This is a genomic window from Pseudomonas sp. A34-9, from assembly GCF_029543085.1.
Classification (GTDB): Bacteria; Pseudomonadota; Gammaproteobacteria; order Pseudomonadales; family Pseudomonadaceae; genus Aquipseudomonas.
Genome location: NZ_CP119967.1, coordinates 3,589,225 through 3,610,947 on the forward strand (window position 1 = coordinate 3,589,225; position 21,723 = coordinate 3,610,947).

Genomic DNA, 21,723 nt, shown 5'->3' on the forward strand with positions numbered 1-21,723 from the left:
CCTGTTCTGGCTCGGGACATGCCCGCCCAGCAGGGCCTCCATTATTTTTGTTGATATCAGTTTCCCGGTTCGATAGCCGGGCGGCGGTCACGATTGAGTGGTTTTTTGGATCAGGCACCTCCAGTTCCATTGGACGAACGAACACAATCAAACCCGGCCGCAAGGCCTGGCGATCACATGCAACGATAGGGAAACGTCAAGGGCGCACGGGTGACGCGAGGGATTCTGCATACCGACTCCTGTCGATCAGACGGGCTGTTCTTCCTTGTTCTTAGGTGTAGGCCATTTCCAAAAAGGTGCCATTATTTTCAGATCATTTTATGGGTAAAAGGCCACTACCCTTTTTCACAGGCGACAAAAAACCCGCCGAAGCGGGTTTTTTGTTTAAACGGCGGCTGTGATCAGTCGTCGCGGCTCATGATGCCGAAGATCTGCAACAAGCTGATGAACAGGTTGTAGATCGATACATACAGGCTGATGGTCGCCATGATGTAGTTACGCTCGCCGCCATGAATGATGGCACTGGTCTGGAACAGAATGCACACCGACGAGAACAGCACGAAACCTGCGCTGATCGCCAGTTGCAGGCCGCTGATCTGGAAGAAGAAGCTCGCCAGCGTTGCACCCAGCAACACGAAGAAACCGGCGGTGATAAAGCCACCGAGGAAGCTCATGTCCTTGCGGGTGATCAGCACGTAGGCCGACAGACCACCGAACACCAGTGCAGTCATCGCAAACGCGGAGCTGACCACTTCAGCGCCGCCCTGCATGCCCAGGTAACGGTTGAGGATCGGGCCGAGCAGGAAACCCATGAAACCGGTCAGCGCGAACGCAGACACCAGGCCCCACGCGGAATCACGGAGTTTGTTGGTGAGGAAGAACAACCCGTAGAAGCCGATCAGCACCACGAAAATGTTCGGGTAGCCAACACGCATCTGCTGAGCCACGAAAGCCATCACACCACTGAATGCGAGGGTGAGAGCGAGTAAACCATATGTGTTGCGCAGGACGCGGCTAACCTCTAGCTGCTCAGCCTGCACGCCGTTATTAACTGCGTAATCCTGTTCGCGCATGGCGACACTCCTGTTGGTTTGAAACGTTCAGTCGCAAAGATCATAACAGACGCTCTGTAACAAGCCATGCAGAGAGTTTGACAGTGTGTTTCATTCAGGTATTATGGCGCCCGCAACGCAACGGAGGTGTGGCCGAGTGGTTTAAGGCAACGGTCTTGAAAACCGTCGACTGTAACAGGTCCATGAGTTCGAATCCCATCGCCTCCGCCATATTTGTACTGACAAAGCCCTGATTATTCAGGGCTTTGTCGTTTCTGGGATCTGAGATTTTTGCGGCTTTTTCCGAAGCGTTACAAAACTTTTTGCAACGCGTTACAAAACTCCCCCCTCTCCGGCGTCCTGCCGATCGCTAAAAAACTCTTCATGTAACACGGTGCTACGCTGGTTCTTTGGCTACCAAGGAAACCAAAATGCCCAACTCAGACCTGCCCCCTTCCCTGCTCTTCAAGATCAACGAAAACCAACTCGCCCTCGAAGCCGCCATCATGGAGCTATCGAATTGGGTTGAGCAGCGAGGGTCGGCCGATGTCGCCGAGAACGTCCGGGGCGCCCTTTGGGCAATCGACAAGAACGAGGAATTCATCAAGATGACGCTTGCGGTTTTGATGACACCCGAATGACCGCTATCGGCCAAAAGCGGACGATTCTGACGTCTCATGGAAAACCGGCAAGGAGAAAGGGCCAATGGACTTCATTATCGATTTGATAGCTCATCGAATTGGCGTGTTTGTGTTGGGCTTGCTGAGTGGCGGCCGTTTCAAGGGTGAGAGTGGTTTTGCCTGGGGCTGGGCAGTTGTCGTCGGTGGACTGATTCTGCTATCTCCATTCGCAGCATTCATAGCTGTGCTCATCTATACCAGTGGCCCGTGAGTTAATGTTTGTAATGTTCAGAAACTGCATTTCTCAAACGGTAGCTCTTGGCCGGTCGCTGCCTCAGCGACCGGCTAAAAACGACCCTAAACGGACGATCGCCTTAGCCTGAGTTCAAATTGAACAAACCGGGCGCTCTCCCAAACGCTCTACCAACCTTACGAGATAGCCATCGGGATCCTGGACGATGAATTCGCGCTGACCGACTTCTACATTGTTAGCCCGATACCAGGTGTCTTTGCATTCTCGATAGAGTGGAAATCCAGCCAGACCAAGTTTTTGGATGATCGGGCCGACAGCCACAACGTCAATCTGGAGGTTGATTCCTCTTCCAAACGGCTTGGTCAGGTGGGCAGTTAGCCATTGGCCTGCGTCCGGGTCAGCCTGCTCAAGCATTACTTGCGCACCGTTCAAGTCGAGGTAAGCGAATCCGTCTTCTGGCCGTTGATAAGCCACTTCAAGTCCCAGGCAAGAAACCCAAAAGGCCAAACTGCTATCCAGGTCAGTGACCATTAACTCTGGAACCAGTTTGCTACGTTCGAACATGAGATGACTTCCATTTCAATCGGCTCAATCGCCGGGGGTGAGCAGTGTAAAAATCTGATTCGCGAAATCAGGCTGTGCTCTTCTGGCACGGCGCCATGGGAGAAGGTGGCGAGCATCATGATGCACGGTCGGCTGAGTATTATCGAGTCGAGTTGAATGGCGGCTTATGGCCGGTTACGACCGTTTACAGATGCCAGTTAATGGTCGATAGCCGACTTCAATCGCAGCTCGTCGCTTCTTGCTCGCTCTACGGCCGGACCTCGATTACTGTACATACATACAGCTTTTGTACAGTGAACCCGTTTTCATGAATTTCGACCAGGCCAAATCTCTGAGGCTCCAGCAATGGCGCGCAACTCTCGATGACCAAGACTTCCGCATGCAAAACCCCGAGGGACATCGGGAAACGCTCCGCGAGATGGCGTCTGCGCTGTGCTCTGAGGGATTGATCAATCAGCTCGAGCAGTTCGAACTGAACGAGATGGCGGACGCTGCCTACTGGCACGCCGTTGAGGAGTTGCAGGACTCATCTGGCCAGTACCGCGGAGCGTCGACCTATGGCGTCGTGCAGGTCGACACCGGAAGCCTTCTGGCCATTGCACAGGGGCTGCTGTTCAAGAAATTGAACAGGCATGAAAACGCCTACAGCCCAATAGAACCGGGGGGGGACCCCACTAAAAACCACTGTTTGGATCATGCGAACTCTGTCGCTGAAAACCCGGCATTCCTTGTCAACCTGTCAACCGCTGTCAACTAACTTTCCAACCCTGTGGCTAACGCTTTCCCGCGGGTTTCCGACCCCGTACCCTTCGGATAACCCCAGGGTCCCCGGCGATGTCAGCTCCAGGTTGGGTCTCACCTTTGACCCACAACTCCTTCCCGTCATCGCCTATCACGCGGACCTGCATTGGCCGATCTCCTTGGAGTATTTGATTGTCAGCGACCTACTCATCGACTTGAATACCTGCCTTCTTTGCCAAGAACCGGGTGTACAAACCGCCGGCTACATCGGCACCAATCACCGCAATGACAATGCCCAGTCCGGCGGCGAGGTACAGGTTGTTCCAGAGCGCCATTGCGAGCAGCAGCGTGGCCATACCCAGTAGACCGGATGCGAGAAACCGCAAAGCTACCCGTTGCAGGATCTGCCGGAGACCAAGGTCACTACCTGACGCCCTCAGCATTTCCCCCGACAGGCCCGCCATGCTCAGTAAGATCAAAAGCCAAAGGGGCACATCCGCGAGAGCTTGTTGCTCCGTGCTCATCTGTAGTCCTCAAATAGGTTCGGCCTCCATGTCACTGTCATCCGCGCAGAGCAAAGAGGCAGGCATGGGGCCGAAAACGAAAAAGCCCCGCTCAATGGCGGGGCTTGTAATGGGTACAAAAAATCGACTCATTGGTCGTTTTTTTGAAAGTGTCTCGCTGCGTTCACAGCAGTCCACGTTGCTATAAAAACACATCGTTTCCGCGCGGAAAAGCCATTTTCATCCTTGCCCAATGCTGGAGAAATATTCAATGTTAGTCATAGCTTAATGATAAAGTCATTAAATCTTATTTATTATTTCTCTCAAACATTTTGGGGATTGTTCTCACAATATTTCGCGTCAACTCGGAGTCCGACTTAGCCTTTTCCAGTTCTACTGTTGTCTGCCCCTTCTCTAGTACGAAATTCCGCTCGGTTCTAGAAAGAGCCTCAATAGCTGTTTTCAACGCTGCTTGATTTTTAGTTACATACGCAAATTCAATGGCCGCCAATTTAGACTCAACGTTAGTCAGCTCATTCTGAAAGTACTTAATTTCGGAAAGGCCATTTCTATATAAGCGCAAAAAGAAATAGGCAAACACCTCAACAAATAGCACCAATAAGACACGAGGCACTATAGGCAAGATCAAATTTTTTAGAAACTTTGAGTTCGACTCAGCACCTTCTGAAGCTAAAGCCTTCAATAACTCAGAAGCATCCACCATGGAAACTGTAGACCATAGCAACCACAATCCACCGGCAGTAATTGCCATTCCAAGAAGAAGATTAGTGTTGGATCGCAAGCGCAAGTCAGATATCTCTCGTTTTAAGCGCTCTATACTGCCCCTAGACGATAACGTTAAGCGCTCAAGACCTAAATTATCTTTAAGCCCCTGCTCAAATCGGCTCGCCTCCCTTTCGAAAACCTCTTTCATGGCGTCAGAACTAGCAAAGGAAATGGCGCCCTCAACCACTTTCTCTCTTTCAGCATCGGTCAAGACTCTAGCCGATTCTGCATCCCCCAGCTTTTTATCCAACAGATCAAATCTTTCCGCAACTTCACGACTGCGACGCTCAAGCACCTCAAACATCTTGCTCGCTTTAGTGAGCGACGCGTCGCTTAGCGATGCAATAGAATGATCAGAGCTAACCCTAGTTCCACCTGACTGCAAATAAACGAAGGAGAACGCCAAACCAGAAGTTATTAAAAGAGCGACCGGCAAACCACTACCATAAGTATCTATACCCGTGAGTATATAAAACTGCTTATTGAAAATCTCGGAGAAGAACAGCAAAAAAGCAACTATACCATTTAGCACACCAACCATAAATACCATGCGCTTTATTGTATTAGCATCAGAAATCCTTAACTTCATACCCATCCACCCCCCAAAAAACCAGATAGTTATTTAACAAATAGAAGCAGCCATGACGCGAGCAACAACATTACTACGCAATCACACTGCAATAAGGGGGAATTGATAATTCTTCCATGTTTTTGGAAAGCTCCCTATCTCTTTAGGTGTGAATTTTGTTGGAAAAAGCGACGGTGTCAAGCTATTTAGGCTACCTGACGTTTGTCATCTATGGCGCAGTCCACCCAAGCTGATCCAGCCCTGACCAATTCTCTTGCTTTTCCCTCGCTGATCCCAAAGTGTTTTCCCACTCTTACCATTGCCCACTTTTCACCGAAGTACAGCCAAAGAACGTCGCCCATCTGTTGATCTCGGTGAGTGAGCCTTGCCACTGCATTGTCGATAGCAACGGCCCAATCATCAGTAATGCAGTAATTTTTGCTGACTGATGTTTGCACCCCCGCTATGCGCATGAGCGCCAACGTCGGTGATGTATAACTAGGCAACCCCCTTCCATCCATTCGCCACCAACCCCATTGCTCGAGTAGGTACAGGTAATCGACCATGAAGCACGAAGCGACAATCGCCCTACTCGAGCAACAGGCGACCAATAACGAACAGAACGCCGTGATCCAAGAACGTGAAGGCCAGTTCGAAGACGTCGCGAATAATCGTAGAAACGCTGCCGCTTACCGGGCGGGTATCGAAACTCTTCAGGCCGAATGATCATCGCTGCTTCACCTTGGCGACAGGGTGCAGCGGGATGAAAAGCGAAGTTATTGGCTTTCGTTTTCTTCAAGAACGCGGCGGTCTTCTGCGATCTCAGCCTTGGCACCTTTCAGCAGGTCGATCAAAGCATCAACCTCATCGTCATCAAATATCAGCACCAGCTCGTGCTCAACGCCTTGGTTCTGCCTGATACAGGCTTTGCCAGCTTCCGATACGTAAACCTCCGCGCCGAAACGCGGTTCGATTGTCCCAACCATGGAGTGCTCCCGTGCAATTTACCTACGAAGTGAAGGGTGGAATGTACATCTACAAAGGGCCGCGCGGCCATGGCAGAATCGCCTATTCGCTTCATCAGATCAACGATCTACTTACCAAAGCATATGGCGCCGACGGCTACGCCCTGAACCAACTCTGATTCATCGGAGAATCACATGCTTCTGATCATCCTGATCGGCGCAGCGCTGGATCATGTGCGGCCAGAACCGCCCTCCTCTATCGCGCTTCCAACAAATCCGCAATGTGCACACCGCAAGCGATGGCGATGTACCGCCGGGGGTCACCGCGTTCTGGCGCTGAACGATCCCGCCAAAAATCTCGCCACCTGAGGTCACTGCATCGGAAACACCAAAAGGCCCTCCCGTCCAGTTGGGCCTTTTCTTCGCCCGCCTTTATCCGTCAGCACTCTCCTCTGCGCCCAACGGCAACCAGCAGGCGGCGCCGAGTGCTGACGAATACACGCAACCCCACCACCGAGAGATCAGCCATGCAACCGCAACCACCGATGCAACAGCGCCGGGAAGTTCTCAACGCCTTGTTTGTTCGTTCTCACGCAGCCCGTGGAGAATTCGCCCGCCTTGCTGGTCTGGCAGCGCCGGATAAGAAAGTGCGCTTCCAGGTGAAGTCGGTCGGCAATGCCTACCACATCGTTGATCTGGTCACCGGAAAGACCAAGGCCTTTCGCTTCAACTATCAGGTAGCAGTGAACATAGCGATCGCGTTCGAGAAGCAGGCCAACCGCCTGGCGGAAGGTCTACATTGATCGGTACTCCAATCCCAGATCCGCGCGATCAGATCACCGCCCACCTGAACCGAGCGCTGGAACAGTTCTTCGGCGTCGGCCGTGAGGTTCAACACGTCGAGCCAGGGGTTTCTGGTGAGCGCGAACTGACCTTCGGCACCGCGCACGGTGACAAGCTGCGCGCCAAACGAGACAAGATCGCGCCGGAGCTGAAGCGACTGGCCGACAGCGGCGCATCACTCTACCAAGCCTGCAACGAGCTGAAGATCAGTCACAAACGCGTTCTGCTCATAGCAAGCGAGAACAAGATCAAATTCAAAGTCTCATGAAACGAAGACCCCAACAAAGCAAACGACAGACCTGGCTGCACTTGCCGTCCAGCAGAATTGAAGAGGTAAGCCATGGCCAAGACTGGAAAAGAGCGATCGGCGAAGGCCGCGCTGAAACGGATCGAGTTCGACGAGAAGGAGCTGCGGCACCGGTGCCGGCTCGGAACACGGCAGAAGCTGGAAGAGCTCATGGCCTGGAACGAGGATACTGAACAGGCCTCGGTCATTGAGGGCTGCCTTCGGTATGTTCATTCGCTTGGGCCTGAAGCTGCGCGCGATGCTTTGAAATCGCGCCACGAAGTCGTGATTAGCGAAAGTGTGGCGCGTGATTTCAGAAATCAAAGCTTGGCGGAACTGAAGCGTGATCCCGACGACGAAGTGTTGTTGCCAATTTAGCCAACAAGCTGAGGTATATCTTTCTTTTTGTGAAAACCAGGAATTTTGATTGCGTAGGAAGACGGATCAAATTTTGCTTTAAAAATCTCTACTTTCTTGCCTAATGAAACTGAAGCAGCAGTCACGCAATCTTTAATCTCGTAGTAGCTACTGGATTTCGCCCCAACTATCACCGAATGTAAAAGATCATGATTGTAGTCAAAAATTCCGGAGCCACCTAGCCGCTTTATCACCCTACTCTCTTGTTCATAAGCCCAGTGCTGGGACTTCGCCAAAAATAACTGCCGAAGTATTTCCGAGCCATCAACTACGGCACCGTTATATTCCAAAGTAGGCCGAGAATCAGTATAGTCCACATCAAATGCAACCAAGTCTCGGTAAGCTTCGCTGAGACGGATCAATCTATTGCTAATTGGAATCTTGAACTCTACTACAGCTCCGCGATGAAAGTCAGCATAATGTGACCACATTAAAATACTGTCAGGAATTTTAGAAAGAGATAGAACCGACGCTTGCTCAAGAAGCCGCTGCAGCAATTCTCCGCTTTCAATTTTCGCGCGCAGTATGCGCTTAGACTGCTCCATCCCCATCAATCGCTGAGCGGGGCTACCGGATTGGGCGGACCACGCGTCATACAGGCGAGGGTTGAGATGCTTAAGATTGGTAAAAGTGCCAAACTTACTAGACGGCATACAGTCAAACGGATCATTGAACGCGCTGGGATGTGTAAACTTTATGGTGCCGCCCTGAACAACGCCTTTGATACCGACCATATCCGGAAGATACTTATATCGGTAAATATATCTGCTCATCGTTCCCTCAGAGATTTGGAGTTTGGTTGTAGCTATACTAAACCTGACTCAATGATTTAGTAATTACCATCTTGAACTGAGCGATGATCAGAAAAAAACTCGCACATGTATACAGCCTGAATCGCGCGAAAATCTTTCGTGGGAATTTTTTGCCCTCCGCGCATATAACTCAACAGCTTATGAGCTTCAATGTGTACGTTATCGGCAAACAACTTTTGATGTGCCCGTGAAGCAATCGACGGGGGTGTATTTGCAAAGTCCTTGGGACAGTCAGTCCAGCGCCTGAAAAGACCAGCGTGATCCTCACCAGCAAAATCATCGTCTTGTGACATATCTATCTCCATAACCCGGTTCCATTCCGGTCACCCGTAATACCCCAATCCAAACCAAACTGCTACCACCGATCACGGAGGGCAGTGTAAGGTTGTTTATCTATTAGATTGTATCAAGCCTACAAGAGTTTCTTTTACAACTTCTATTTTAGAAATACAGTTTTCGCAACCGTTGTGATAGCCAAGATTGTCGGGCAATGCGCTTAGATCAGTGGATTTCGTTACTCGAAGATACTGGTCAATTTCAGCAGCATACTCATACGCAAACTTTAGATCTGTGAGCAACGTGATCTCAAATGCAACAACCATGTTTGCAGGTATTTCGTTAAGAGATTTTCCAAGAATTCCTAGCTCCCGAGACTCATCTCCAGCTAACCATCTGTTTTGGTAGTCCACTTCCAGAAGAGCTCTACTAAGCATCTTCATAAACCTTTCAAGTGGATCGGCCAAGTAACTTAATGACCTGAGAACATTGCGACGATCACGCTTCTCCCGCGCCTTCTCGTGCGCAATTGGAAAATAGCCAGCAGCGATTATCGCGCCAATTGATCCAATTGCTTGCACCCAAGAAGCCAATCCCGGGTGATGCTCAATCCAATACGAGACACACTCCCAACTCATCGCTCGCCCTCTCCGGCCGCATGCCTGACCGAACACAAATACCGCAATGGGCGGCAATTTGCCAGCAAGGCTGAGCTCAGACGATGCTCGGCGCTTCAACCAGCCGATGCTTCGACTCCATATAGCTGGCCAGATCGATCACCTCGCGAAGGAACACGACCACCTCCAGCTTCACTGCGTCGTCCAGCAGCCCTATCCGTTTAAGCATCGCTTTAGCGTCCTCTTCGATAGCCGCTAGTGCATCTACATCGCTCTGCAACCTCATGTCGGCCTCCTGCCAGTGTGAGATTTCAGATAAATACCCCACTTCAACGAATCACGCCAACCGGCGAGGATCCCATGTCGCCTTATAAAATATCAGGGACGACCGTCGTGAGTTTTTCAGACGGCCGGACCAGCGCCCTTCATGCTGCGTCAGGTGCTGGACAACAACGATGACCTGAGCAATTTGGTCGTCACCTTCGCCAACAGCAACTGCTTCCAAACATCCATTGTTATATCCTAAGCGGAGCTCGCTAACGTCTCAGACGAAATCATTAGTAGCGAAAATCTTTCGAGGATCGCTACCAAACCAGCACGATATTATTTTGGCGGCCTCAGCTTATCAATAATTTTTGCGACCCCATCCAACCCATCAAAAGTTGACGGCAAGTCTTTTTCTCCACTGACCAAACCACTAAATATAAGCTGCTCAAACTTATCGAAAGTTGCCTCACCGGAAGCCCTCTCGCCCTTTGCAAACTTCGCATAACTTTGAATAAACTGCAGAAGAGCAACCCTAAGATCTAGCTGAAGTATTTGAGCCTTCACGGCTCTAAAGTTATGCAGAGCCACCCTAAAGAAATAAACAAATATCAACTCCAGAGCACCGATAGAAACTGCGGTATAAATATCAATCTGCGGTATATCTATCTTTGAGTAATAAAAATACACCTTCAGCGCAGCAGGAGAAACCAATAGCACAGCTAATAAAATCAAACTAAAAAAATTGAAATGCTTTTCTATTTCCTTCTTAAATCGCATCGAGGCGAACCCTTCAGCCAGCTCGACAAAGTCGGATCGAATTTTGATCTTATCTAGAGCCTCCTCAAGATGTTTGACCTTTCCTACTCTTTTATTTAGGCTTTCCTCGCTATCAGTTCTGACTCGTTCAGCGCGGTCCAGCAGTGTCGGCAAATTCTTTATTGAAACTATTCTGTCGTGATGAAGGTATTTTCTAAGAACAGCAATCAGCATGGAGTGCTGTGCATAATCTATATGACTACTCGCATTAGAGTTAAAGGTCGCGGAGCGCACATCACTAGCACTTATAGCAAGTTCTGCAGAAACTTCCCCGGGAAATACCACTTGAAATTCCGTAACAAATCTATATGCAAGAGCCGCTAACAGCTCGACCTGAGAGTCCTTTGACAAATCAATTGTGGCAACTAAATCTCTAAATTCACTACCAATTATTTCAATATTAAAGGCACATGCCCCATCGAACATCTTTGCGTTATTTCTCATACTACCCAAGGCAATAACAAGAAAGCGCAATACATAATCACCCGCAACCAAAAAACCGTTATCGCCGCTATAATCCGAAATCAGTTTTTGCACCACATTAGACAAGCCACGCTGCATTTCCTCATCTCGAAAATATACATCAGCCCGTTCCTTAAGCTCATTAACACTTGAATCTTCCGACATAAAAACCCTTAAATACAATCAAAACTACGCCATGTTTATTCTTCACTAACACCACGCAACTTACCCACGAAGTTCACATTCTAAAGCTGTGTAGCCGTCGAAGGTATGTCTCGCGTTATTAGTCTGTCGTACCGACTCTCATATAACTTCCATAGGAGGTTTATGAACCGTACCGGCCAGGAGCCATTATGCCCATAACCTACGGAAGCGTCTGCTCCGGCATCGAGGCGGCAACGCTTGCTTGGAAGCCGCTCGGCATGCGCGCCACTTGGTTCGCCGAGATCGAAGCGTTTCCCAGCGCAGTGCTGGCTCACCACTACCCGAACACTCCGAACCTCGGCGACATGACCAAACTCGGCGCCCAGGTGCTGGCCGGCGAGATCGCCGCGCCGGACATACTAGTCGGCGGGACACCGTGTCAGGCGTTCAGCGTGGCAGGCATGCGCGAAGGCCTCACCGACCCGCGCGGCACCCTCACCATCAAATACGTGGAGCTTGCAGATGCAGTTGACTATGTTCGAGCAGGTCAGCGAAAGCCGCCCTGCATCATCGTCTGGGAAAACGTCCCCGGCGTCCTCAGCGACAAAGGCAACGCCTTCGGATGCTTTCTTGGCGCGCTTGCTGGGGAAAACTGCGAACTGCAGCCTTCAGGGAAAAAATGGCCGGACGCTGGTTGTGTGTATGGACCCAAAAGAACAATCGCGTGGCGGGTCCTGGACGCCCAATATTTCGGCCTGGCCCAACGACGCCACCGTGTGTTCGTTGTCGCAAGTGCTCGAGACGAATTCGATCCCACCGAGGTACTTTTTGAGCGCGAAGGCCCTCGCAGGGATCGGCCGCCGGGATGGCCGGAGAAGCTCGCAGTTCATCCTACTCTCACGGCACAAGGGGGAGGCTCTCTCGATGACAGAGAGGCATATGTATTGGAGCCCGAGGGTGTGCGCCGAACAAGCGTAATAGAATGGGAGCGTTGTCAGGGGTTTCCAGATGATTACACACGGATACCATGGTATGGAAAGCCTTCAAGTGAATGCCCGGATGGACCCCGATACAGGGCGATCGGGAACAGCAAAGCAGTTCCGATCGCGGAATGGATTGGTATCCGAATCATGAGTTCGCTAAGTTACCCTTCATAGTTATTGACTTGCCTCCTCCAGACACTCTTCATCCACCTCATCGGACTCGTCCGATTCTTCCTCAGCAGTGTCTTGAAATGCCGAGATGAAAGCAGCGCGCTCTGCTGCTGGCAAATAATCAATTACGATTACATCATCACCTAGCGTAAGCGCCCATCGCAGCGGAACATTATCACGGTAGCGTTGCCAGTCCGAAATGAGCATCCAGTCTCTAACAACGCCATAAATCGTCGTCGTAACTCCGGCATTTTTTGATCGCTTAACATAGTCATCTGGTATAAGTTCATTTAGTTCCGCAAGTGTAACAACACCAAAAAGCCGGAGCTCCTCTATCAAATCACCCAACCCATCTTTCAACTCGAGATGCTCTAAAGGAAAGCCACGAGTTCTCGACCAATCCTCAACAAACTCCAGCAAATTTATTGAGTTTATTTCCATATTCAAGTCCCCTGCCGTTACCTCGCGCTGAACATCCTGAATATAGGTATCAATTTCACTTGATAGCTCATCAAACCCTCTATCAGCAATTTCCAGCATCCCTGCATACAAGTACAGCTTCCTTTCCGCCGCCTTTGGTAACTTTCCGGAAAATTTATAATTCCTATCATGCGCCAACTCGGCCCAAGCGTGCTGCAAAACAGTTCTCACTTGGAACTCAAACTTCAGCCCATCAAGTCCTTCATACTCGGGAAGCCCCTGCCTCTTTGAACCTAAATCACATACAAAATGCAATGACCTATATCCGATCTGATTAACTAACAAAGAAGCATCTTTGTTGCTCGAGTTTTTTAAATCAACATTAAAAGCGTCGCTAATCAAATTAGAAACCTTTTCAACCTGAGACTCAAAAAAAACAATTACTCTTATCCCTGAGAGATCAGTGAGTTGCGACGCCGGATCCTTGTACCCCTTCCTTTTTACTTTTTTAACGACACTTTCGACATCTTTTACACGACTAGTTACGGCCAAATAGTCTACGGAGTTGCTTTTCAGCAAGTTCTCCACGATTGACGAAACAGATCTGGCCAACAACTCATGCTTCGGCAGGGTCTCACCCAGCCACTCCTTTAACTTAATCGAGTTCAACTTCAACCTCCATGATTTCTTTATCGATTTGAAATATGACCAAGAACCAGCTCAACAAACGCTACCGTAAATTGACATTTTTTGAAAACAATTCCTGCTTCGGCATCGCTAAAAATCCTACCCGATTAGAAGCCAAATGCTGCGCGCCCCAACTAGTAGTTTTGGTTAAGTCGAACTCTACTCGTGTTCAGCTCAACAAAGCCACTCATTGTTGGGGGCAACAAAAAGCATGTCCCGCAGTTCGCCATACAGGCGCGCAGCTTTTCAAAGCTTGGATTGAACAATTCACTACCACCTGCTGCCGGTGCATTCGGCATGGAGCAACAAAATGAAAACTGAAATCCTCTCGGATGAAGAGCTGGCCGAGCTTACCGGTTACAAAGCCCGGGCATATCAACGTCGCTGGCTGATTGATCGACAATGGATGTTCGTCGAAAGCCGCGGCAAGCGCCCACTGGTTGGTCGGATGTACGCCCGAATGAAGCTGGGCATGATCAGCTCCACGATTACCGATCTGAACCCGCCGCCGGCGGCCCCGGTGTGGACGCCTGACTTCTCGCGAGTGAACTGATATGCGCCCCCGCAAGATCGAAACCCGCAATTTGCCTCCCAGGATGTATCAGTGGACACGAAAACGGAAGAGCGGAAAGGTGTGGATCGCCTATTACTACCTGGACATGACCGGCAAGGCTATCCCGCTGGGCAAGGATCTAGACTTGGCTAGGATCAAATGGGCGGACCTGGAGGCGAAGGAAAAGCCGCTCGATCTGCGCACCATGAAAGGCATCTTCGACCGATACATCCGCGACATAGTATCGAAGAAAGCGCCGCGCACGCAGAGAGACAACCTTTCGGAGATTAAGCAGCTCCGGCCGATGTTCGACGGCGCGCCCATCGACTCGATCACTCCTGCAACGATCGCCGGATACCGCGACGCGCGGACGGCCAAGGTTCGAGCAAATCGGGAGATTGCGACACTATCGCACGTCTTCAACATCGCTCGGGAATGGGGACTGACGACCAAAGAAAATCCCTGCCAGGGCGTGCGAAAAAACAAAGAAACACCGAGGGACTATTACGCAAACGATGTGGTTTGGGATGCTGTTTACATGAAGGCAGCTCAAGAGCTGAAAGACGCGATGGACTTGGCATATCTGACCGGGCAACGACCGGCAGATGTCTTGGTCATGAGGAAGGACGATGTCGAGGGAAATTACTTGGGTGTTCAGCAGAACAAGACACACAAAAAGCTGCGTATCCAGATGACTGACGGTGATGAATCAAACAGCCTAGGCTTGCTGATCGGGAAAATGGCCGAGCGCAATGCTCAACACATTTGCAGCTATTTGATCGTGAGCTCGCGCGGCAAACGGATGACGGCGAAGATGCTTCGCGATCGATGGGACGACGCTAGAGAAAGAGCCAAGAAAGAGGCCAACGAAAAAGGCGATGTCCAGCTGGCGGAGAAAATCGGAGGCTTCCAGTTCAGAGACATCAGGCCGAAAGCGGCGTCGGAAATCCTCGACGTCGGCGATGCGAGCCTACTCTTGGGGCACACCAAAGGAGACATTACCGAGCGCGTCTATCGACGAATTGGCGCCATTGCCAAGCCATCGAAATAGCTCCAAAAACCGTTACAAAACTCAAAATCCGCCCCTTGTAGAATGCGGTCTGTAGAGGTGTCAAAAAATAAACGTATCGTAACGAAAAGCGGCTACAGACCCCGGTTTCATTGGCCTTGCATATCGGTCTTGAAAACCGTCGACTGTAACAGGTCCATGAGTTCGAATCCCATCGCCTCCGCCATCTTATGTACGACAAAGCCCTGATTATTCAGGGCTTTGTCGTTTCTGGCATTTAGAAAAATTCGGTTCCGTCCCCTCTGGATCATTTCCGCATCTTTTCGGTCATTTCCGCAACCCTACCCTTCCGACATCACTTGTTCGAACTCGACACACCCGCGGATGTAGCTGTATTCAACTGGCAGCTTCCGGCCAAAAGCGGACGCTAACTGCCATTCCCCATCCAGTGCTCCCAGACAGGAACCTGACCCAGTCATTTCAATGGGTCATAGCTGATCAACGTCTTTGGCTCCAAATACGCGCTCATCCCCCACCTGCCCATTTCGCGCCCAAGGCCTGAATGCTTGAATCCACCGAAGGGGGCACGCGGTTCGTGGGCCAGGGTGTTGATGAGCACGCGTCCCGAATCGATCTGACGGGCGACGTTCATACAACGTTCGGAGCTTTTTCCCAGCACCAGGGCACTCAGCCCATAGTCCGTATCGTTGGCAATGCTGATCGCATCGGCATCATCCTCGTAGGGGATGATCGTCAGCATGGGGCCGAAAATTTCCTCACGCGCGATGCGCATCCGGTTGGTGGCATCAGTGAAGATCGTGGGCTTCACGAACCATCCGGCATGCAAGCCTTCCGGGCGACCTTCGCCACCCGCCAGCAACCTCGCGCCTTCTTCGTGGCCGGTACGGATGTAGCGCTGCACCCGCTCCCATTGTTTCTGGCTCACCATCGGACCGATGTCGGTGTCGGCGCTGCGTGGATCGCCCGATTGAATCTGTGAGACACCCTCCTTCGCAATCCGCTCGAACTCTGCCAGCCGGCTGCGCGGCACGAGGATGCGAGTGCCCGCGATGCAAGCCTGGCCGCTGTTGAGAAATCCGGCTTGCAGCACCAACGGCATGACCGCCTGGAAATCAGCATCGTCAAGCACCACGGTGGGGGACTTGCCGCCCAATTCGAGCGTCACGCGCTTCATGGTGTCGGCACCGGTTCTTACCAGATGCTGACCGACAGCGGACGAACCCGTGAACGAGATCTTGGCAACGTCGGGATGACGGACGATCTCCTCGCCAACCACATCGCCCCGTCCGTTGACGACATTGAATACACCCGGTGGCAGCCCCGCTTCGTGCAACGCCCTGACCACGACCTGCGTCTGCAACGCGCTCATTTCGCTGGGCTTGATGACAGCGGTGCAGCCTGTCGCCAGCGCGGTGGCCAGCTTGTTGCAGATGAAGCCCGCATTGCTGTTCCAGGGCGTGATCAGACCGGTCACGCCCACGGGCGTCAGAATGACCCTGGCCACGCCGACCTGTTCCTCGAAATCGAACGCCTCCAGTGCATCGATTGCTTGCGCAATCACATCGGCCGGATAAGTCGCCATCCAGCGCCCGCGAACCGCAGGCGCGCCGTATTCCACGAGGATGGCTTCCAACAGTTCCTCCTCCCTTGCCGCCATGGCCCGGTGCATGCGTTGCAGTGCCGCAATGCGCTCCCCCCGGCTAGTACGAGCCCACGCCGGGAACGCAACCTTGGCGGCTGCGATCGCACGCTGTGCGTCCAATGCATCGCCCAGCCGAACCTGACCGATGACTTCCTCGGTGCTCGGGTTATGAAGGTCGAACCATTCCTGACCGTGCGGAATGACGAACTCGCCGTCGATGTAGATATGTTCAATGAGTTGCATGGCGACTCCTCGCTCAAAAACGACTCGCCTGAATCGAGCCTCTGTGATGAAGTCTAAGAAGGGTTCATTATTCCGATAAGCCACCCTTTGGCTTATGAAGCATCCGCATATTCAGGACAATCCATGCACAGAACAGGAATGACCGAGCTGGAAGTGGTTCTGGCCGTGGCGCGCCGCAGCAGTTTTCGCGGCGCAGCACAGGAATTGGGCATGTCCACTACCGCCGTGAGCAGCGCGGTGGCCGGCCTGGAAGCACGCCTGAAAGTGCGCCTGTTCAATCGCTCCACGCGCAGCGTGGCCCTCACCGACATTGGGCAACGCTATGTGGCACGTATCGCCCCTGCGTTGGCGCAGATCAAAAGTGCCGGCGAAGAAGCCAGCCTCGGCCCCGATGAACCCAGCGGCACATTGCGCATCAATGCACCGCATGGCGCGGCCTACCTGCTGTTGGATCCGCTATTGAAGCAGTACGCTCAGCGCTATCCCGAAGTGCGCATCGACATCGTCAGCGAATCAAGCATGGTCGACATCATCGCCGGTGGCTTCGACGCCGGGATCCGCCTGGCGGAGTCTGTGCCGCAAGACATGATTGCCGTGCCATTGTCAGGTGACATCCGGATGCTCGTAGTAGCAACGCCCGAGTACCTCGAACGCTACGGCGTGCCCGAGCATCCGCGAGATCTGCTCACCCACGAGAGCATCTGCATGCGCATGGCCCACGGTGGCCTCTACCAGTGGGAATTGGAGCGCGATGGCCAAAAGCTGCAGATGGATCTGCCGGTGCGCTTCGCCTCCAACGAGTTGCTGGCCATCAAACAGGCCGTGGTGTTGGGCCTTGGCATTGGTTTCATTTCCGAGTGGTTCATCCAAGAAGAACTGGCGAGCGGCGCCCTGGTGCCGGTGTTAATGCCATGGTGCCCGTCGTTTGGCGGGTTGAGGCTCTACTACTCGGGCCATCGCTTCGTGCCGGCGCGATTGCGCGCACTGATTGAACTGGCGCAGGAGTTGCGGCCCACGGTGGTTTGATAATGTTCCGCCGCCTTTTTATCGTCCCCCCTTCGGCCAAAAGCAGACGTCCGCGATCGACCGTTAACGGCCAGAAGCCGCCATTCAACTCGACTCGATAATACTCAGCCGACCGTGCATCATGATGCTCGCCACCTTCTCCCATGGCGCCGTGCCAGAAGAGCACAGCCTGATTTCGCGAATCAGATTTTTACACTGCTCACCCCCGGCGATTGAGCCGATTGAAATGGAAGTCATCTCATGTTCGAACGTAGCAAACTGGTTCCAGAGTTAATGGTCACTGACCTGGATAGCAGTTTGGCCTTTTGGGTTTCTTGCCTGGGACTTGAAGTGGCTTATCAACGGCCAGAAGACGGATTCGCTTACCTCGACTTGAACGGTGCGCAAGTAATGCTTGAGCAGGCTGACCCGGACGCAGGCCAATGGCTAACTGCCCACCTGACCAAGCCGTTTGGAAGAGGAATCAACCTCCAGATTGACGTTGTGGCTGTCGGCCCGATCATCCAAAAACTTGGTCTGGCTGGATTTCCACTCTATCGAGAATGCAAAGACACCTGGTATCGGGCTAACAATGTAGAAGTCGGTCAGCGCGAATTCATCGTCCAGGATCCCGATGGCTATCTCGTAAGGTTGGTAGAGCGTTTGGGAGAGCGCCCGGTTTGTTCAATTTGAACTCAGGCTAAGGCGATCGTCCGTTTAGGGTCGTTTTTAGCCGGTCGCTGAGGCAGCGACCGGCCAAGAGCTACCGTTTGAGAAATGCAGTTTCTGAACATTACAAACATTAACTCACGGGCCACTGGTATAGATGAGCACAGCTATGAATGCTGCGAATGGAGATAGCAGAATCAGTCCACCGACGACAACTGCCCAGCCCCAGGCAAAACCACTCTCACCCTTGAAACGGCCGCCACTCAGCAAGCCCAACACAAACACGCCAATTCGATGAGCTATCAAATCGATAATGAAGTCCATTGGCCCTTTCTCCTTGCCGGTTTTCCATGAGACGTCAGAAGCGTCCGCTATTGGCCGATTGCTGTCCGCTGCGAAGGGCAGCAGTTGGCCATTAGCGCACGTTGAACTACGTCCGCTTAACCCTAAATCTGACTATCGGCTTGACTCAGATTCAAATTCAGATTGAGCAAATCAGCCTCTCACCCAACCGCTCTACCAACCTGATGAGATAACCGTCGGGATCCTGGACGATGAATTCACGATGGCCCACTCCAAGAAGGGTTAGATCCTCCAACTATAGTTCGGTGCCACGAGGGGATCGTGGCGAGCATCATGATGCAAGGGCGGACGGGAATTAGAGTGACGCGTTGATGGCTGCTATTGGTCGAAGGGACTCATGCACGCAGCGCATGTTTAGGCCGGTGGTTATCGATAAGACACGCTCGGATGAGCGGCGATCGAAGCGCGTCAGGTCATAAAACATTTTTGGGGTGAACCTGCCAGCGGTTCGGATACGCATATACTGTGCGTATTACGACTGGTAGCTTTTTGATATTACGGATTAAGGGTTGTGTAACTTTGATGAACAAGACTGATCTGCTTGAGTATTTGAAAGAGACCAGTTCCGAAATGACCCGAGGCAATATAGATGAAGCGGTTCTTCTGCATTTCGATTTGGTCATGGAAAGCTATCGAGAAAAGCCTTCATTTTATAAAAATTTGTTGAAATATGATCGGTTCATGGTTGCCCTGTCTTTATTGAGCTTCAGCTACAAAGACGAGGAAGCTCCTTTATCCAAAGTAAAGGCATTCTGCCAAGAACGTGGCTATATGTCTCGAAACAGCCTGGACTCTTATTGTTCATTTTTGTCCATCGCCGGATATATGGATGTTCGGTTACATGTCCAGGATGGACGTCAACGTAGTTTCCGACCTACGGAAAAAGCGCTAAGCAATACCGTGCAGCTAATAAAATCGTATTTGCTTCCTTCGCAAATGATCTCTCCATACGACAGTTGGTTGTCGGGTTTGGGGAAGAATGCTGACCTGTTGCGCGTATATTTTCGAGGGTTTGCCAAGATACTTGAAGGTGACTTCCTGCTCGATAAGCTGTTGCCTGAAGCGAAATGGATTCTCAACCGGGACGGCGGTCATCTGCCAATGCTCGCACTCTATGCCGATGCCCTGCGCACCGGCTCGTTAGAGACCGGCTACAACGTATCCTCTTACGTTGAGCTTTCATCGCGTCTGGGCGTGTCAAAAACGCATATGCAGCGCATGATCAAAGAAGGCCAGTTACAGGGGTATTTCAAATGCGACAAACGTTTGGTGGAATTAAGTCCTGCCTTTCTCGAATTGATGCGGCGGGCCATGTCAATCTACTTTGCAGTTGCCCGTGTCAGCATGGAGTTGGGAGTTGATGAGAGCGAAGTGGAAAACGAGACTAGCGGTATTTGCAGTGTTTGTGGGCGTTAGCGCGATGAGTTCGCTTGTTATTCGATCGTCCCCTTGGGGAGCGATTTAATCACTGAGCAATGTCCTTTATGTTGTAATCGTTTATGTCGGAGTTGAGCGTGTTTAATCGCCAGTTGAAGAATGCTCTTTTTACCTGCCAAGAGGAATTGTGCCTGGCGCTCGGGACAGTCGCCGACATCGAAGCGGTTTTTCTTTCAGTACGTGTCGATGGAGCTGGCCGGATTATCTCGGCCAACCAGCGGTTTGCGCAAACGCTGGGATACTCGCTGGAACAGCTTTCAAATATGGCGATGAATAACATCAACGCGGAACCGCAGAATGATTTTGCACCCAACCTGTGCGCCATCGAACGGCAACGCTATCGTGCCTCCGACGGCCGTGCTGTGACACTCAATATAGCCTGGATCGCTGCAGCGAACCGGACGTTTCAAGGCTACGGCATGGTTGCACCACCGCTGGCGCGGGACGAACAGGAGGTCATCGAAATGTTCAGCGCACTGAACCGCTCGATGGCGATCATCCAGTTCAGTCTCGCGGGTGAGGTCGTCTACGCCAACGAATCGTTCGTCCAGGCCATGGGTTACAGCCTTGCGGAGATAGAAGGCAAGCATCACCGCCTGTTCTGCCTGGCGGAGGACGTGGCTTCGTCGCATTACGCCGAGTTCTGGAATAGTCTTAATAAGGGCGTGTTTAACGCTGGTCGCTTTCGCCGGGTAGATAAAAGCGGAAAAGTGGTTTGGCTGGAGGCTACTTACAATCCTATCAGAGACGCTTCCGGTCGGGTTTATAAAATTGCCAAATTCGCCAGCGTAGTGACCGAGCAAGTTGAAAAAGCCGACGGAATCAAACAAGCAGCGACCATGGCTTACGACGTGTCGCTAGATACCGATGTGAAAGCTAACCGAGGTATGGAACTGGTCGCCGACTCCGTGCTCGGCACACAGAATATTGCCCAACAGATGGCCTTGGTGACCGACAGCATGACCGCGCTGGAGTCGCAGTCGCAGTTGATCGGTTCCATCGTCGACACGATCGGCGCCATCGCCACCCAGACCAATCTCTTGGCGCTTAACGCCGCTATCGAAGCTGCACGCGCTGGAGTGCATGGGCGAGGATTCGCTGTTGTGGCGGATGAAGTGCGCAAGCTCGCCGGTCGTACAAGTGCGGCCACGCAGGAGATTAACGGCGTGGTCAGGCAAAATCGAGAATTGGCCGGCGAAGCAGCGTTGCATGTCCAGTGCAGCAGAGACCAAGCCGACGTTTTATTGGAGTTGTCCGAACAGGCAGGTATGGCGATGGCAGCTATCCAATCAGGCGCAAAGCAAGTAGTGAAAGCCATTGGTAGAGTCACCAGCGATCTGCATTGAACGCTCTATCTGCGTTGCGGTAACGCCTCCTCCTTCTATGGTGAAAGCAATATGGAGGTTTTTGCGTGCAGTTTTTCCGATTGATAACTGGCGTTTGGATGCCGGAACACACTTACTTCATTGATCAGGTATTGCCCAGACGTTGACATCACATTCAGGTCGTTTCGGAAAAGGAGTTTAGG

Annotated in this window: 31 protein-coding genes, 1 tRNA gene and 2 pseudogenes; 19 read left to right on the forward strand and 15 right to left on the reverse strand. The window is 51.8% G+C overall.

Translation table 11 applies throughout. From position 1 onward, the window contains the following. Positions 1–401 precede the first annotated feature (401 nt). Positions 402–1,073 carry a Bax inhibitor-1/YccA family protein gene (locus tag P3G59_RS15835; protein ID WP_053120677.1) on the reverse strand — a complete coding sequence of 224 codons (672 nt, stop codon included), beginning with the start codon at positions 1,071–1,073 and terminating at the stop codon, positions 402–404. Positions 1,074–1,195: 122 nt separating this feature from the next. Here P3G59_RS15835 and P3G59_RS15840 point away from each other — a divergent pair. The 3 genes from P3G59_RS15840 to P3G59_RS15850 all read left to right on the forward strand — a co-directional run bounded on the left by P3G59_RS15840 (position 1,196) and on the right by P3G59_RS15850 (position 1,943). Beyond that, positions 1,196–1,283 (forward strand) — tRNA-Ser (locus tag P3G59_RS15840). A 200-nt stretch (positions 1,284–1,483) separates the two neighbouring features. Next, a complete protein-coding gene (locus tag P3G59_RS15845) occupies positions 1,484–1,693 on the forward strand; it encodes a hypothetical protein (protein ID WP_277757988.1) in 210 nt (69 codons plus the stop codon). A 64-nt stretch (positions 1,694–1,757) separates the two neighbouring features. Further along, on the forward strand, positions 1,758–1,943 hold the full coding sequence (locus P3G59_RS15850; RefSeq protein WP_092280466.1) for a hypothetical protein: 186 nt from the start codon (positions 1,758–1,760) through the stop codon (positions 1,941–1,943). A 114-nt stretch (positions 1,944–2,057) separates the two neighbouring features. Here the strand turns inward: P3G59_RS15850 and P3G59_RS15855 are convergent, their stop codons facing one another. Continuing rightward, positions 2,058–2,489 (reverse strand): VOC family protein, encoded by a 432-nt coding sequence (locus P3G59_RS15855; protein ID WP_277757989.1) that lies wholly within the window; start codon positions 2,487–2,489, stop codon positions 2,058–2,060. 307 nt (positions 2,490–2,796) lie between these two features. On the opposite strand from P3G59_RS15855, the gene P3G59_RS15860 reads away from it, so the two are divergent. Then, positions 2,797–3,246 carry a hypothetical protein gene (locus tag P3G59_RS15860; protein ID WP_277757990.1) on the forward strand — a complete coding sequence of 150 codons (450 nt, stop codon included), beginning with the start codon at positions 2,797–2,799 and terminating at the stop codon, positions 3,244–3,246. 187 nt (positions 3,247–3,433) lie between these two features. Here the strand turns inward: P3G59_RS15860 and P3G59_RS15865 are convergent, their stop codons facing one another. The 3 genes from P3G59_RS15865 to P3G59_RS15875 form a co-directional block, all read right to left on the reverse strand. Further along, entirely contained in the window at positions 3,434–3,754 is a 321-nt protein-coding gene (locus tag P3G59_RS15865) for a phage holin family protein (RefSeq protein WP_258449127.1), read from the reverse strand. Positions 3,755–4,040: 286 nt separating this feature from the next. Continuing rightward, the gene (locus P3G59_RS15870) at positions 4,041–5,108 is read right to left on the reverse strand and encodes a hypothetical protein (protein WP_277757991.1); all 1,068 of its coding nucleotides are present in this window, start codon (positions 5,106–5,108) and stop codon (positions 4,041–4,043) included. Between the two features lie 185 nt (positions 5,109–5,293). After that, the gene (locus tag P3G59_RS15875; protein WP_277757992.1) at positions 5,294–5,653 is read right to left on the reverse strand and encodes an antiterminator Q family protein; all 360 of its coding nucleotides are present in this window, start codon (positions 5,651–5,653) and stop codon (positions 5,294–5,296) included. Here P3G59_RS15875 and P3G59_RS15880 point away from each other — a divergent pair. Further along, positions 5,652–5,813, forward strand: a complete 162-nt coding sequence (locus P3G59_RS15880; protein WP_277757993.1) for a hypothetical protein — start codon at positions 5,652–5,654, stop codon at positions 5,811–5,813. The genes P3G59_RS15875 and P3G59_RS15880 overlap by 2 nt on opposite strands. A 50-nt stretch (positions 5,814–5,863) precedes the next feature. Here P3G59_RS15880 and P3G59_RS15885 read toward each other — a convergent pair whose 3' ends face one another. Then, positions 5,864–6,073: a hypothetical protein gene (locus P3G59_RS15885; protein WP_277757994.1), complete on the reverse strand. Its 210-nt coding sequence runs from the start codon at positions 6,071–6,073 to the stop codon at positions 5,864–5,866. An 11-nt stretch (positions 6,074–6,084) separates the two neighbouring features. On the opposite strand from P3G59_RS15885, the gene P3G59_RS15890 reads away from it, so the two are divergent. The 5 genes from P3G59_RS15890 (at position 6,085) to P3G59_RS15910 (ending at position 7,559) form a co-directional block, all read left to right on the forward strand. Continuing rightward, positions 6,085–6,231, forward strand: a complete 147-nt coding sequence (locus tag P3G59_RS15890) for a hypothetical protein (protein ID WP_277757995.1) — start codon at positions 6,085–6,087, stop codon at positions 6,229–6,231. A gap of 16 nt (positions 6,232–6,247) precedes the next feature. Continuing rightward, complete coding sequence (locus tag P3G59_RS15895) at positions 6,248–6,421, forward strand: hypothetical protein (protein WP_277757996.1); 174 nt, start codon at positions 6,248–6,250, stop codon at positions 6,419–6,421. Between the two features lie 158 nt (positions 6,422–6,579). Then, on the forward strand, positions 6,580–6,855 hold the full coding sequence (locus tag P3G59_RS15900) for a hypothetical protein (protein ID WP_277757997.1): 276 nt from the start codon (positions 6,580–6,582) through the stop codon (positions 6,853–6,855). Continuing rightward, a complete protein-coding gene (locus tag P3G59_RS15905; protein WP_277757998.1) occupies positions 6,852–7,163 on the forward strand; it encodes a hypothetical protein in 312 nt (103 codons plus the stop codon). The genes P3G59_RS15900 and P3G59_RS15905 overlap by 4 nt, the downstream gene beginning before the upstream one ends. Before the next feature lie 72 nt (positions 7,164–7,235). After that, a complete protein-coding gene (locus tag P3G59_RS15910) occupies positions 7,236–7,559 on the forward strand; it encodes a hypothetical protein (protein WP_277757999.1) in 324 nt (107 codons plus the stop codon). Here P3G59_RS15910 and P3G59_RS15915 read toward each other — a convergent pair. From P3G59_RS15915 to P3G59_RS15930, 4 genes are all read right to left on the reverse strand, one after another. Next, positions 7,556–8,371: a DUF2971 domain-containing protein gene (locus P3G59_RS15915; RefSeq protein WP_277758000.1), complete on the reverse strand. Its 816-nt coding sequence runs from the start codon at positions 8,369–8,371 to the stop codon at positions 7,556–7,558. The genes P3G59_RS15910 and P3G59_RS15915 overlap by 4 nt on opposite strands. A gap of 56 nt (positions 8,372–8,427) precedes the next feature. Beyond that, positions 8,428–8,703, reverse strand: coding sequence for a hypothetical protein (locus P3G59_RS15920; protein ID WP_277758001.1), 276 nt, complete (start codon positions 8,701–8,703; stop codon positions 8,428–8,430). 96 nt (positions 8,704–8,799) lie between these two features. Then, positions 8,800–9,324, reverse strand: coding sequence for a hypothetical protein (locus P3G59_RS15925; protein ID WP_277758002.1), 525 nt, complete (start codon positions 9,322–9,324; stop codon positions 8,800–8,802). A gap of 76 nt (positions 9,325–9,400) precedes the next feature. Further along, positions 9,401–9,589, reverse strand: coding sequence for a hypothetical protein (locus P3G59_RS15930; RefSeq protein WP_277758003.1), 189 nt, complete (start codon positions 9,587–9,589; stop codon positions 9,401–9,403). A gap of 74 nt (positions 9,590–9,663) precedes the next feature. Here P3G59_RS15930 and P3G59_RS29475 point away from each other — a divergent pair. Then, a pseudogene (locus tag P3G59_RS29475) lies at positions 9,664–9,793 on the forward strand (Nin-like protein); the annotation flags it as partial. A 113-nt stretch (positions 9,794–9,906) separates the two neighbouring features. Here P3G59_RS29475 and P3G59_RS15935 read toward each other — a convergent pair. Further along, positions 9,907–11,013, reverse strand: coding sequence for a hypothetical protein (locus P3G59_RS15935; protein WP_277758004.1), 1,107 nt, complete (start codon positions 11,011–11,013; stop codon positions 9,907–9,909). A gap of 188 nt (positions 11,014–11,201) precedes the next feature. Here P3G59_RS15935 and P3G59_RS15940 point away from each other — a divergent pair, with 188 nt between their 5' ends. Further along, positions 11,202–12,149, forward strand: a complete 948-nt coding sequence (locus P3G59_RS15940) for a DNA cytosine methyltransferase (protein WP_277758005.1) — start codon at positions 11,202–11,204, stop codon at positions 12,147–12,149. Here the strand turns inward: P3G59_RS15940 and P3G59_RS15945 are convergent, their stop codons facing one another. Then, on the reverse strand, positions 12,150–13,235 hold the full coding sequence (locus tag P3G59_RS15945) for a hypothetical protein (RefSeq protein ID WP_277758006.1): 1,086 nt from the start codon (positions 13,233–13,235) through the stop codon (positions 12,150–12,152). 35 nt (positions 13,236–13,270) lie between these two features. Here P3G59_RS15945 and P3G59_RS15950 point away from each other — a divergent pair, with 35 nt between their 5' ends. The 3 genes from P3G59_RS15950 to P3G59_RS15960 are packed head-to-tail and all read left to right on the forward strand — an operon-like array spanning position 13,271 to position 14,857. Further along, positions 13,271–13,567 carry a hypothetical protein gene (locus P3G59_RS15950; RefSeq protein ID WP_277758007.1) on the forward strand — a complete coding sequence of 99 codons (297 nt, stop codon included), beginning with the start codon at positions 13,271–13,273 and terminating at the stop codon, positions 13,565–13,567. Beyond that, positions 13,564–13,806: a DUF4224 domain-containing protein gene (locus P3G59_RS15955; protein WP_277758008.1), complete on the forward strand. Its 243-nt coding sequence runs from the start codon at positions 13,564–13,566 to the stop codon at positions 13,804–13,806. The genes P3G59_RS15950 and P3G59_RS15955 overlap by 4 nt, the downstream gene beginning before the upstream one ends. A 1-nt stretch (position 13,807) precedes the next feature. Further along, positions 13,808–14,857, forward strand: a complete 1,050-nt coding sequence (locus P3G59_RS15960; RefSeq protein ID WP_277758009.1) for a tyrosine-type recombinase/integrase — start codon at positions 13,808–13,810, stop codon at positions 14,855–14,857. 433 nt (positions 14,858–15,290) lie between these two features. On the opposite strand, the gene P3G59_RS15965 is transcribed toward P3G59_RS15960, so the two are convergent. Then, entirely contained in the window at positions 15,291–16,721 is a 1,431-nt protein-coding gene (locus P3G59_RS15965) for an aldehyde dehydrogenase family protein (RefSeq protein WP_277758010.1), read from the reverse strand. Between the two features lie 123 nt (positions 16,722–16,844). Here P3G59_RS15965 and P3G59_RS15970 point away from each other — a divergent pair, with 123 nt between their 5' ends. Further along, complete coding sequence (locus P3G59_RS15970) at positions 16,845–17,747, forward strand: LysR family transcriptional regulator (RefSeq protein WP_277758011.1); 903 nt, start codon at positions 16,845–16,847, stop codon at positions 17,745–17,747. Positions 17,748–17,987: 240 nt separating this feature from the next. Further along, entirely contained in the window at positions 17,988–18,419 is a 432-nt protein-coding gene (locus P3G59_RS15975) for a VOC family protein (RefSeq protein ID WP_277757989.1), read from the forward strand. A 114-nt stretch (positions 18,420–18,533) separates the two neighbouring features. On the opposite strand, the gene P3G59_RS15980 is transcribed toward P3G59_RS15975, so the two are convergent. Continuing rightward, positions 18,534–18,719, reverse strand: coding sequence for a hypothetical protein (locus tag P3G59_RS15980; protein WP_092280466.1), 186 nt, complete (start codon positions 18,717–18,719; stop codon positions 18,534–18,536). Positions 18,720–18,876: 157 nt separating this feature from the next. After that, a pseudogene (locus tag P3G59_RS15985) lies at positions 18,877–18,975 on the reverse strand (VOC family protein); the annotation flags it as partial. Positions 18,976–19,280: 305 nt separating this feature from the next. Here P3G59_RS15985 and P3G59_RS15990 point away from each other — a divergent pair. Further along, entirely contained in the window at positions 19,281–20,174 is an 894-nt protein-coding gene (locus P3G59_RS15990; protein ID WP_277758012.1) for a hypothetical protein, read from the forward strand. Positions 20,175–20,272: 98 nt separating this feature from the next. Then, a complete protein-coding gene (locus P3G59_RS15995) occupies positions 20,273–21,541 on the forward strand; it encodes a PAS domain-containing methyl-accepting chemotaxis protein (protein ID WP_277758013.1) in 1,269 nt (422 codons plus the stop codon). The last annotated feature ends 182 nt before the right edge of the window (positions 21,542–21,723 follow it).